At 42.7% G+C, this 12320-nt stretch carries 11 protein-coding genes; 6 read left to right on the forward strand and 5 right to left on the reverse strand.

All coding sequences use genetic code 11. The annotated features are described in order from the left end of the window. Positions 1–14 precede the first annotated feature (14 nt). A complete protein-coding gene (locus AC57BQ_RS02800) occupies positions 15–962 on the reverse strand; it encodes an ion channel (protein WP_496404826.1) in 948 nt (315 codons plus the stop codon). 278 nt (positions 963–1240) lie between these two features. Between AC57BQ_RS02800 and trpD the strand changes: the two genes are divergently transcribed. From trpD to trpA, 4 genes are all read left to right on the forward strand, one after another. Beyond that, complete coding sequence (gene trpD / locus AC57BQ_RS02805) at positions 1241–2230, forward strand: anthranilate phosphoribosyltransferase (RefSeq protein ID WP_496404827.1); 990 nt, start codon at positions 1241–1243, stop codon at positions 2228–2230. A gap of 2 nt (positions 2231–2232) precedes the next feature. Beyond that, positions 2233–2877 (forward strand): phosphoribosylanthranilate isomerase, encoded by a 645-nt coding sequence (locus tag AC57BQ_RS02810; protein ID WP_496404828.1) that lies wholly within the window; start codon positions 2233–2235, stop codon positions 2875–2877. After that, positions 2861–4042, forward strand: coding sequence for a tryptophan synthase subunit beta (trpB, locus tag AC57BQ_RS02815; RefSeq protein WP_496404829.1), 1182 nt, complete (start codon positions 2861–2863; stop codon positions 4040–4042). The genes AC57BQ_RS02810 and trpB overlap by 17 nt, the downstream gene beginning before the upstream one ends. A gap of 108 nt (positions 4043–4150) precedes the next feature. After that, positions 4151–4921 carry a tryptophan synthase subunit alpha gene (gene trpA / locus AC57BQ_RS02820; RefSeq protein WP_496409452.1) on the forward strand — a complete coding sequence of 257 codons (771 nt, stop codon included), beginning with the start codon at positions 4151–4153 and terminating at the stop codon, positions 4919–4921. Positions 4922–5041: 120 nt separating this feature from the next. On the opposite strand, the gene AC57BQ_RS02825 is transcribed toward trpA, so the two are convergent. From AC57BQ_RS02825 to AC57BQ_RS02835, 3 genes are all read right to left on the reverse strand, one after another. Beyond that, the gene (locus AC57BQ_RS02825) at positions 5042–5662 is read right to left on the reverse strand and encodes an L-threonylcarbamoyladenylate synthase (RefSeq protein WP_076373558.1); all 621 of its coding nucleotides are present in this window, start codon (positions 5660–5662) and stop codon (positions 5042–5044) included. Between the two features lie 387 nt (positions 5663–6049). Next, positions 6050–6781 (reverse strand): hypothetical protein, encoded by a 732-nt coding sequence (locus AC57BQ_RS02830; RefSeq protein WP_496404830.1) that lies wholly within the window; start codon positions 6779–6781, stop codon positions 6050–6052. A gap of 275 nt (positions 6782–7056) precedes the next feature. Next, the gene (locus tag AC57BQ_RS02835) at positions 7057–7599 is read right to left on the reverse strand and encodes a YceI family protein (RefSeq protein ID WP_496404831.1); all 543 of its coding nucleotides are present in this window, start codon (positions 7597–7599) and stop codon (positions 7057–7059) included. Between the two features lie 164 nt (positions 7600–7763). On the opposite strand from AC57BQ_RS02835, the gene AC57BQ_RS02840 reads away from it, so the two are divergent. Beyond that, on the forward strand, positions 7764–9404 hold the full coding sequence (locus AC57BQ_RS02840) for an FMN-binding glutamate synthase family protein (RefSeq protein ID WP_496404832.1): 1641 nt from the start codon (positions 7764–7766) through the stop codon (positions 9402–9404). A gap of 218 nt (positions 9405–9622) precedes the next feature. Here the strand turns inward: AC57BQ_RS02840 and mgtE are convergent, their stop codons facing one another. Continuing rightward, entirely contained in the window at positions 9623–10993 is a 1371-nt protein-coding gene (mgtE, locus tag AC57BQ_RS02845) for a magnesium transporter (RefSeq protein ID WP_090464514.1), read from the reverse strand. A gap of 202 nt (positions 10994–11195) precedes the next feature. Between mgtE and ychF the strand changes: the two genes are divergently transcribed. Further along, positions 11196–12299, forward strand: coding sequence for a redox-regulated ATPase YchF (gene ychF, locus AC57BQ_RS02850; RefSeq protein WP_090464516.1), 1104 nt, complete (start codon positions 11196–11198; stop codon positions 12297–12299). The last annotated feature ends 21 nt before the right edge of the window (positions 12300–12320 follow it).

Genomic DNA, 12320 nt, shown 5'->3' on the forward strand with positions numbered 1-12320 from the left:
AATCCCAGGGCACACTAACCACCCAACACCTCAAAATCATTGATCTTATCCAGGTGCAATACAACCCGTCCATCCGGGTCGCGGTCAAATGTGGGCCTAAATTTGGCATCCCACACCATATCTTTATAAGTATAGGTAGTACGGGAATGGATAGTTTGCGAAAAGGTATCGTCAAATATTCTTAATAATACCGAGAAAACTACCTGGGCTTTTTCAAAATCTTCCCGTGTGAAATCTTTCAGCGGACTATCATCATCAATAGGATGCACTACAGTCCAGTTAATTGATAATATACTTACTGCTTTACGCTCGAGTACCAGTGGATAAAATTTACGTTCTGTTTTGCCATTTATCTCTTCGTTATAAGAGAAATTTACTTCTATATGCAAATCAATCAATACGTTATGCCTGGAGTTGGCCAGCCTGAACATGAGCCCGGTTTTATCTCCTTTATAAGGGGCAACAAGAATATTTTCGCTGTATTTGATCTTGGCTGTAGGTTTTGAAAAACGCCCGTAAAGTAAACCCGTAGCTAAAGCAAAGGCCAGTAAGCCCATCATAGACTCTAACGCCGCCACGCTATTGGCAGCCATCCCCTGTGGACTAATATGTCCGTAACCAACTGTGGATATGGTTTGTGCCGAAAAAAAGAAGGCATCCATAAAATGGTCAAAAAGAGTGCTCCCGCTTTTACCGTCAAGGCTATCTGGCCCAAGGGCAACGTATATACAGGCAAAGGTGATGTTGGCTACCAAATAACCGCTTAAAACAACCAGCCAGAATTTTGTCCAGCTCATGTTGATGAGGGTTTGATAGCTGTTTAACCGGTTAAAAAAGGGGAGGCCTGTACGTTTTACGTTGATGGATCCGTCTTTATTAATTACCGGCTGGCTTTTTATAACCGGCTGTGTGCCAAAGCCAAGGTCATCTTCCGGATTTACTTTTCGCGCGTTATGGTTCATTTGGAGTGTAAGCTTTTCGGCTTTTGCGTAAATTTATCATTCTGTTTGCTTTTAGGAAAAACTATTTCCATATTTGTGGCACAAATGAAAATGATAGTATTAAACAATAACTGGTGGTGGCTTAACGATTAATCGTAAGGCAATTCCGTTTTTTGTTTTTTAACATAATATTCAGAAGGGTTGCCATAAGGTAACCCTTTTTTGTTGCCCTCAATTTTTGAGGGATAAGTTGGATAAAAATTAATCATAAAAATCTCCCCTTTAGGAGATATTGGCTTATGAAACAGATACTAAATCATCTTTTTGAACACAAAACCTTTACCCGGGAAGCTTCAAAAAATATTTTGACGAACATTGCGCAGGGGCAGTACAATAACTCGCAAATGGCAGCTTTTATGACGGCATATTGCATGCGCAGTATCACCGTTGAAGAATTGGAAGGCTTCCGTGACGCGATGTTGGAGCTTTGTTTACCTATTGATCTGGAAACTGGTCAACTGATAGATCTTTGCGGCACAGGTGGCGATGGTAAGGATACCTTCAATATATCAACCCTGGCGTCGTTTGTGGTAGCTGGTGCTGGCTATAAAGTAGCTAAGCATGGTAATTATGGGGTATCATCGGGTTGTGGTTCATCCAACGTGATAGAATACCTGGGTTATCAGTTTACTAATGATGCCGATAAATTGAAGACCAGTATCGATAAAGCAAACATCTGCTTTTTACACGCGCCCTTGTTTCACCCAGCCATGAAAATGGTGGCCCCTATACGCCGAGAATTGGGAGTAAAAACATTTTTTAATATGTTAGGTCCCCTGGTTAATCCGGCTAAGCCAGAGAATCAGCTGGTTGGGGTATTTAACCTCGAGCTTGCGAGGGTTTATGCCTATCTCTATCAAAAATCAACCACCAAATATACCATAGTAAATGCGTTGGAAGGCTATGACGAAATTTCACTCACCTGCGATTTCAAAACTTTTTCGGCCGAAGGCGAAAAGATCAATACGGTTGAAGGACTGGGTTTTGAAAAATTGGATCCCAAACAAATAACCGGAGGCGATACCGTAGCTGCATCAGCTAAGATATTTAGCGATGTACTTAACAATCAGGGCACATTTGCCCAAAATAACGTGGTGCTTTCAAACGCGGCGCTGGCTATCAAAACCATCGGTCCTGAAAAAAGCTTTGCCGATTGCTATTATGAAGCAGAGGAAGCCCTGTTAAAAGGAAAAGCATTGAATAGTTTTAATCTTTTATTACAGAACTAAGCATGAAGATCAAAGTTTGTGGCCTAAAGCAGCCCGAAAACATCAAAGCCGTAGCCGCCTTAAAACCGGATTACATGGGCTTTATTTGTTACGGACCGTCACCACGCTATATTGATACTTTGCCATCAGAGGTGCTACAGGCAATACCAGGAAATATCCATAAAACCGGGGTTTTTGTAAATGAAACCACCGAAGCCATTAGCTCATTGATCGATCAGTATGGTTTTGATACCATACAGCTGCATGGCGATGAAAGCCCGGAATTTGCGGCTGCTTTTAAAGGCAGGGTGACCGTTATAAAAGCCTTTGGTGTTGATAACGACTTTGACTTCAGTAAACTAACTGCTTATGCCGGTCATGTAGACTATTTTATGTTCGATACTAAAACCAAGATTTACGGTGGTTCTGGTAAAGCATTTAACTGGGACATTTTGAATAAATATACATTGGATACTCCTTTCTTTTTATCCGGCGGTATAAGCCTGGATAATATAGAAGAAGTTAAAAATATAACACATCCGCAATTTTACGCGGTTGACCTGAACAGCCGGTTTGAAGATGAACCGGGTTTGAAAAATATCCCCAAGTTGGAAAAAGCATTTGATATCATCAAAAAACACACTATTACAGATGAAATACGGAGTTAACGAACATGGTTACTATGGCGATTTTGGCGGTGCTTACATCCCCGAAATGCTATATCCAAACGTCGAAGAACTAAGACAGCAATATCTCAACATCATTAATGATCCCGATTTTAAGGCGGAGTTTGATGATCTGCTCAAAAATTATGTAGGCAGGCCATCGCCTTTGTATCATGCCAAAAGGTACTCTGAAAAATATGGCGCTAACATATTTTTTAAGCGTGAGGATCTGAACCATACAGGCTCTCACAAGATCAACAATGCCATCGGGCAAATATTGCTGGCCAAACGCCTGGGTAAAAAACGCATCATCGCCGAAACAGGTGCAGGTCAGCATGGTGTAGCAACCGCGACCGTATGTGCCCTTATGGGTATTGAATGCGTAGTGTACATGGGCGAAATTGACATGGCCCGCCAGGCTCCTAACGTATCCCGTATGAAAATGTTGGGCGCTACCGTAAGGCCGGCCTCATCGGGTAGTAAAACGCTTAAAGATGCTACTAACGAGGCCCTGCGCGACTGGATAGCCAATCCGGTTGACACGCACTACATTATCGGCTCGGTAGTTGGCCCGTACCCATATCCCGATATGGTGGCCCGTTTCCAATCGATCATATCCGAAGAAACTAAAAAACAACTCGTAGAGCATACTGGTAAAGAATTGCCCGAATATGTACTGGCCTGTGTAGGTGGTGGTAGTAATGCTATGGGAATGTTTTATCATTTTTTAGATGATGAACAGGTTAAACTGGTAGCTGTGGAAGCAGCCGGTAAAGGCGTTGATAGCGGTCATTCGGCAGCTACTACCTTTTTGGGCCACGAAGGTGTTCTGCATGGCAGCCGCACCATCCTGATGCAAACACCCGATGGACAGGTGGTTGAACCTTATTCCATTTCGGCAGGATTGGATTATCCGGGAATTGGTCCACAGCATGCGCACTTGTACAAAATAAACCGTGCCCTTTACGTAAGTGTTACCGATGATGAAGCAATGAAGGCTGGTTTACTTTGCTCGCAAATGGAAGGTATTATCCCGGCCATTGAGTCATCACATGCCCTGGCTCAGCTCGAAAAAATGAAATTTAATCCAACAGATAACGTCGTGATCTGCCTGTCAGGCCGTGGCGATAAAGATCTCGATACGTTTATCAAATATTTCGGTTATTAATTAGTTCATGGATAATAGTTCATGGATCATAGCAAAAACAATGTGCAACCGTCAACTATAAAACCAATCATTACCATGAACAATGAACCATCAACTATAAGCTACACCATGAACCGATTAAACCAGCTTTTTGCAGCTAAGAAAGATAACCTGTTATCCATATATTATACCGCGGGTTATCCTGCTTTGAACACTACGGTTGATATTGCCGAAGCTTTGGAAAAAGCCGGCGCCGATTTCCTGGAAGTGGGTTTCCCGTATTCCGACCCGGTAGCTGATGGGCCAACCATACAACATAGCTCAGAACAGGCGCTGGAAAACGGTATGACCCTTAACCACCTGTTTGAGGAGCTGACCGAGTTGCGTAAACGGGTTACCATTCCGATTTTGTTGATGGGTTATTTTAACCCTATCGCACAATACGGCGTTGAGCGTTTCTGCAAAAAAGCAGCTGAACTGGGTGTGGATGGCGTTATTGTACCCGACCTGCCCATGTATGAGTACGAAGCCTTGTACTCAACTCATTTTATCAACAATAACCTGAGCAATATATTCCTGGTTACGCCACAAACATCGCCTGATAGAATCCATAAAATTGATGAGCTGAGTAATAGCTTTATTTACCTGTTGTCGTCATCGTCTATAACTGGTGGTAGCCTGCAGCTTACTAATAGTATAGAAGATTACTACAAGCGTATTAAGGCCATGGAGCTTAAAAATCCAACCATCATCGGTTTTGGTATCTCGGACAATGCAACTTTCAAAAAAGCCTGCGAATATGCCAATGGCGCCATTGTGGGCAGTAAATTCGTTAAGCTGCTGGCCGAAGATGGTTATATGGAAAAGATACCAGCGTTTATACAGAGTATCAGACCATAGGCATTTATCCGCGTGTCATTGCGAGGAACGAAGCAATCCCTAATAGGCAGGTTCACTCTGTAGGTAGGGGATTGCCACGCTGCGCTCGCAATGACGCCATTTTTTGTTGTTTTATCCCCCTTATAAATACAATTCCAGATCCCCTTTACCTTCACGGATGATCTCGAAATCACCTTCGGTACAGTCAACTACGGTAGAGGCGATGTTATCCCCATAACCACCGTCGATCACGATGTCAACCAGGTCCTCATATTTCTCGTAGATCAGTTCCGGATCGGTGGAGTACTCTATAATATCATCATCATCCTTAATAGAAGTAGATAGGATAGGATTACCCAAAACCCGTACGATTTCACGGGCTATCTCATTATCCGGCACCCGGATACCTACCGTTTTTTTATTGGAGCTCAATAGCTTGGGCACCATGTGGCTGGCATTGAATATAAAGGTGAACGGTCCCGGTAAGGCCTTTTTAAGCACCCTGAAGGTAGTATTGTCAATTGGTTTGATATAATCAGATATGTGGCTCAGATCATAGCATATGAAGGAGAAATTAGCCTTTTCGGGTTTGATGTTCCTGATCTTGCAGATGGCTTCAATGGCTTTATGATTGGTGATATCACAACCCAGACCATAAACGGTATCAGTAGGGTATATGATGAGGCCACCTTTGCGTAATACTTCAACCACCTGCTCTATAGCTTTAGGGTTAGGATTTTCGGGATATATTTTAATAAGCATGATATACAGACAAATATACCTATAAGTTGGTTTAAAAATGGTGAGTGCTAAATGTCAGCAGACAGATTTTAACATTTGGGGATAAGGAAGACTTTTTAAACCTCTTATTTTAACACTTTTCTGCTCAAAAACGGCTCAAAACAGGTCAAAAATCACTCAAAAAACATCGATTTTAACACTTTTTAACAAATTTTAACACAGTTTTGAGCAGTTTTAAAAACTTTAAAAAGTATTAAATAATTGATTGTCAAATAACTAACTATTTTTCAGGCTGTTTTTGCCTTATTTTTCTCTTAACTAAACAGCCCGGTTCTCTGATAAAAAGAGAACCGGGCTGCTGTTTGTATAAAGATACGAAAATTTAAGGACATGGGAAAATGGCGGGGTTCAATAGTTAGAATATTCAAACTCCTGAGCCATTTTTAAATAAAAGTAATTGGTTATTAATTTATTAATCTCGCCTGTAGCCTCCGAAAGTTCTTTTTTTAATTCGAGTTTTTCTTTTTCCGGATAGTCAAAATCTACATTAAGTTCGTCATTGATTATTTGTCGTAAAGAGCTTATATATAATTCCTTTTGTTTGGTTATATCGTACTCCCGGGTGTAATAATCATGGTCTTTGCCTTTCCATATTGAATATTCTGCATACCCCAGGATTCTGGGGTATTGATGAATAAAGTAGGTACCGCCACCCTTAATTTTTTGATGAATAAAATTAATGTCATTATAAATTTTGATCAAGGTTTCTCTTTGCTGATGATACTTCTTTTCTCCATTTTTTAATTTCAAAAAGTAAGCATAAAGTACGTAATAATTGTCCCGACCAACCTCACTGCCATAATCACGCGTGCTTTCATTACTTCTTCCAGAATAAATAATATCCGGGTTTCGGGGAAATTCGTCATCGTTCAGTTCCGGATTTTCTTTCAATATTTTTCTCAACTCGCCTTTGGTCGCTTTATGATCATTGTCGTCCATCAAAACACTATCTTTATCGCCCGGCATAATCGTGTCTTTTTGAACAGTGTCTGTAGTTTTCGCAATGCTCTTTTCCTTTGTTGAGGGGTGTGTACAAGCAGAAAATAAGATGAACAGTAACAGATAAGGTAAGTTTTTCATGAGGCTTTTTGGGATAGCCTAATATAATGAATTATTGAAGCTTAGTTGCCAAAAGGCCGGTCAGACTTACGGAGTTTTTAAAGCTTCGTAAGTCTCTAAACAGAAGACCTATTATTCCTTAAATCAGGATCTAAAACAAAAAAGTCACTTGCCAAAGGCAAATGACTTTCATCATCATCAATTTTAACCTGTTGAGTGTTTCAATAAACCGGGTTGTTACCTGGGCAACAACGCCGGCTTTTAAATGTTAAAACACAGCAACAGTATTAAAACAATTAAGCTTGTTTGGTCAACTGTATGTTGATCAGTAATTTGATGTCTTCGCCAACTACAACTGAACCAGCTTCGGTTACGCCATCCCAGGTTAAACCAAATTCTTTGCGGTTTACTTTACCAGAAATTTCAAAACCTGCTTTGGTGTTACCGTAAAAATCGGCTGCAGAGCCACCAAATTCGGCGCTAAGCGTTACCGGTTTGGTTACGTCTTTTATAGTCAGGTTACCTTTTAATTCGTATTCCTCATCGTCAGTTTTGGTTAATGAGGTTGATTTAAAGATGATCTTAGGATATTTTTCCGCGTCAAAAAATTCGCCGCCTTTTAAGTGCTCATCGCGTTGGCTCTGGTTGGTGTCGATGCTGTTGATGTCCAGTGAAAAATCCACTTCGGCATTGTCAAAATCATCACCTTCAGTTATGATCTCGCCTTCAAAGCTTTTAAAAAAGCCGCTTACGGTTGATATAACTAAATGTTTTACTTTAAATTGTACTTCTGAATGCATTGGGTCGATAACCCATTTTGTTGCTGTTTCTGTTGCCATGATTTTTTTTATTTGTTTTGTTGAGTCAAAGATAATAACAAATTAGATGTTTAAACATCTAATTTTATTTCATTACAATTCACCGACAATCAAGTACAAGTTTAACCATACAATTGCGCTAATGTTTAACTTTAAGAGTTATTTTTATATTAAATAATCTATTTATGAAGAAGCTTTTCATCACCTCGTTCATTATCATATTTGCCGCGCTCATCGGGTGGACAATACTGTGGAAACCGGCTGCCTGGTCGTTCGTGATCATGGTGCCCATCTATGCGATAGGCTTTTATGACCTGGTCCAAAAAAAGCACAGCATTGTACGTAATTATCCCGTGTTTGGTCACCTGCGCTTTTTGATGGAGGATTTGCGCCCCAAAATATACCAGTATTTTATTGAGAGCGATACCAATGGCACGCCCTTCAACCGCCAAAACCGCAGTGTGATATATCAGCGTGCCAAAAAGGTTGATGATACCCGTCCCTTTGGTACCGAGCTGGATGTGTATGCAGATGGCTACGAGTGGCTTAATCACAGTATAGCGGCGATTGATCATCACAAACTTGATCTGTCGCCAAGGGTTAAGGTAGGTGGCCCCGATTGCAAGCAGCCTTATATGGCCAGCGTTTATAATATATCGGCCATGAGTTTTGGTTCGCTGAGCGAGAATGCTATACTGGCCCTGAACGGTGGCGCTAAGCTGGGCAACTTCGCGCATAATACCGGGGAAGGTGGCTTGAGCGATTATCACCTGAAACCCGGTGGCGATATTATATGGCAAATAGGCACAGGTTATTTCAGTTGTCGCCATACTGATGGTACTATTGATTATGATGCTTTTGCCCAGCGCGCTGTTTTGCCGCAGGTAAAAATGATTGAGATCAAGCTGTCGCAGGGAGCCAAGCCTGGTCACGGAGGGATATTGCCGGCTGCTAAGGTTACGCCAGAAATTGCGCGGATCAGGCTGGTAGAGATGGGGCAGGACGTGGTATCACCGCCATACCATACCGCGTTTAGTGATCCTATCGGCTTAACCCAGTTCATCAAAAAGCTGCGCGAGCTGTCGGGTGGTAAGCCCATTGGTTTTAAGCTTTGTGTAGGTCATAAGAGCGAGTTTCTGGCGATATGCAAGGCCATGGTTAAAACAGGTATTTATCCTGATTTTATTACCGTGGATGGGGGCGAGGGTGGTACCGGAGCCGCACCGCTGGAATTCTCGAACTCCGTAGGCATGCCCCTGCGCGAGGCCTTGGCCTTTATTTATGATGCGCTTACCGGTTTCGACATTAAAAAATATATCAAGATCATCGCATCGGGTAAGGTGGCTACCGGGTTCGACCTGGTAAAGAATTTTGCTCTTGGTGCCGATATGTGCAACAGCGCCCGCGGAATGATGTTTGCCCTGGGCTGTATACAAGCGCTGGAATGTAATATGAATACTTGTCCAACCGGTGTAGCCACGCAGGACAAAAGCCTGATGCGCGGCCTGGTGGTCGACGATAAAAAGGTACGTGTGGCCAATTTTCATAACCAAACGGTAAGTAGCGCCATACAAATGATAGGTGCCGCCGGCCTGGTAAAACCCTGCGATCTGCACCGCATGTTTATCTATCGCCGCATCAGCCACAGCCAGATCCAAACCTACGGAGAGCTATTCCCTTACATCCCTAAAGGCAGCTTGTTGAATACGCCATACCCATCAAGCTTTGAGTTGGATATGGCCATCAGCAATGAAGGTAGTTTTGTACCCGATTACAGCAACGTAACCAATATTGATTACAGTAATGTGAGTTCGTATATGAGTTGAGAGTGATGAGGCTTTAGAATTTCATGTCAGAAAAGCGCTGGCTTGTGCGATTCCTTCCCTCGGGAAGGGGAGGAAGGGGTTTATGCACTATTGCAGGTTTATGCCGGGCGTATAAACCCCTCCCTGCCACAGCACCATCCGCCGGCACCCCTCCCGTGGGGAGGGAACAGAAGAATAGCGAGCGACTGCGGTTAAAATCTGTAATAATTAATCAGCCATTACAACATCACACCCTTCATGATCATCACGGCGATGCTAAAGTAAATGATGAGTCCGGTAACGTCCACCAGGGTAGCTACAAACGGGGCAGATGATGTTGCAGGGTCGGCGCCTAATTTTTTCAGGATGAGTGGTAGCATGGAGCCTGCCAATGATCCCCACAATACAACACCAACCAGAGCGCAGCCTACGGTTAAGCCTACCAATATCCAATGCGGTCCGTAAATGGGCGAAAACATGGTCCAGATGTAAATACGCATAAACCCTATTAATCCAAGCGTTAGGCCCAACATTAAGCCCGATAATAGCTCACGGCGCATTACCCGCCACCAATCGGTAACCGTAACTTCGCCCAGGGCCATAGCCTGGATGATCAGAGTTGATGCTTGCGAACCGCTGTTACCACCACTGGATATGATGAGCGGGATAAACAAGGCCAGTACAACGGCTTTTTCAATTGATTTTTCAAAAAATCCCATGGCGGTGGCGGTCAACATTTCGCCCAGGAACAAAATAATAAGCCAGCCAACCCGCTTTTTAACCAGCCTGAAAAGGTTAATATCCAGGTAAGGTTCGTCCAAAGCTTCGGTACCACCAATTTTCTGGATATCCTCGGTATACTCTTCGTTGGCTATCCACAAGATATCGTCGACAGTAACAATACCCAGTAATATATGCTCATTGTCAACCACGGGCAGGGCCACGCGGTTATTCATCCTGAATATATTGATAGCTTCTTCCTGCGGATCGCTGGCGCTGAGGGATATCAGGCGCCCGTCCATCAGGTCGCTTACTTTGGTTTCGGGTTTAACCAATAAGATCTCCCGTATCCTGATGTCGTCAAGCAGTACGCCGTTTTCATCAATTACATAGATCACATCGATGGTTTCGGAGTTTTTACCGTAGCGGCGGATGTGGGATAATACGCGGGTAACGTCCCAGTTTTTTTTAACAGCAATATAGTCGGGGGTCATCAAACGCCCAACGCTTTCTTCTTCGTAACCTAATAATGATAAAGCCTCTTTGCGGTCATCGGGCGACAGGTGCAGGATCAGTGTTTTAACGGCATCACCATGCAATTCGCTAAAAAGGGCGGTACGGTCATCGGGAGGCAGCGCGTTGATCAGGTCGGCCACTTTTTGACCGGATAGTTTTTTGATGATACGCTCCTGGGTTGGCGAATCCAGGATCCGGAAAACGTTAACAGCGCGGTTGAGTGAAAGGGTTTCAATAAATCGGGGGCCATGTTCGGGTAGTTCACCTATCAGTTCTTCAACGTCTGATATGTTTAGGTTGTTCAAATATTCCTTTAATTGTTTATTGTTTTCCTGCTCCAGCAACAATTCTATTTGTTCAACCATTTCGTTCATAAAGTTCCCCCTGTTGTTTTACATCTTATTATTAATCTGTTTCGCCTTGTTTTGACGTTGGCAAAAGTCGTTTATTTTTTCAAATTATAGGCAAATTTTTGTGTTATCTTTGCGCGAATTTTATCGGTAGATAATAGTCGATGGTCGATAGTCCATTGACCATGGTCTATCGACCATCGACAAAAGAATTAATATCTAAAAAATGGGTTTACAATGTGGAATAGTGGGTTTACCAAACGTAGGTAAATCGACACTTTTTAATTGCTTATCAAATGCCAAAGCGCAGGCGGCTAACTTTCCGTTCTGTACTATTGAACCAAACGTAGGCGTAATTACGGTGCCGGATGAGCGCTTAACCAAACTTACCGAAATAGTACAGCCCAAAAGCATTGTACCCAACGTTATTGAAATTGTTGATATAGCAGGTTTGGTAAAAGGCGCCAGCAAAGGCGAGGGCCTGGGTAACCAGTTTTTGGGTAACATACGCGCCACCAATGCCATTATACATGTACTGCGCTGCTTTGATAATGACAATGTGATACATGTTGACGGTTCTGTTGACCCTATACGCGACAAAGAGATCATTGATACCGAATTACAACTGAAGGATCTGGAATCGATAGAAAAAAAGATCCAGAAAGTTGAAAAAATGGCTAAAACCGGTGGCGACAAAGAGGCGAAAAAGACCTTTGATGTTTTAACCGTTTACAAGGAGCACCTGCTAACAGGTAAATCGGCCCGTACCGCACCGGTTGCCGAAGAGGATAAAGAATATGTTGAGGACCTGTGGTTGCTCACCGCAAAGCCGGTAATGTATGTTTGTAATGTTGATGAAGGCTCGGTAAATACAGGTAATGCTTATGTAGATAGGGTAAAAGAGGCTGTTAAGGAAGAGAATGCAGAGGTGTTGGTGATATCTGCACAGATAGAATCGGAGATAGCGCAGCTGGAAACTTACGAAGAACGCCAGATGTTTCTGGATGATCTGGGATTGACAGAATCGGGCGTAAACAAACTGATCAAAGCGGCCTATAAATTGCTTAACTTGGCTACTTACTTTACCGCCGGCGTGCAGGAAGTACGTGCCTGGACAATTACACAAGGCTTTACAGCGCCGCAGGCTGCAGGCGTGATCCATACCGATTTTGAGAAGGGATTTATCCGTGCTGAGGTGATCAAGTATGATGAATTTGTTAAATTTAATGGTTCAGAGGCAGTGATAAAAGAAAACGGCAAGCTGGCCATCGAAGGGAAAACCTATATTGTACAAGACGGAGATATTATGCACTTCAGATTTAACGTTTAACATTATATTTGTTAAAAACCT

The organism is Mucilaginibacter sp. BGA-UO-ETr-C110 (assembly GCF_059567985.1).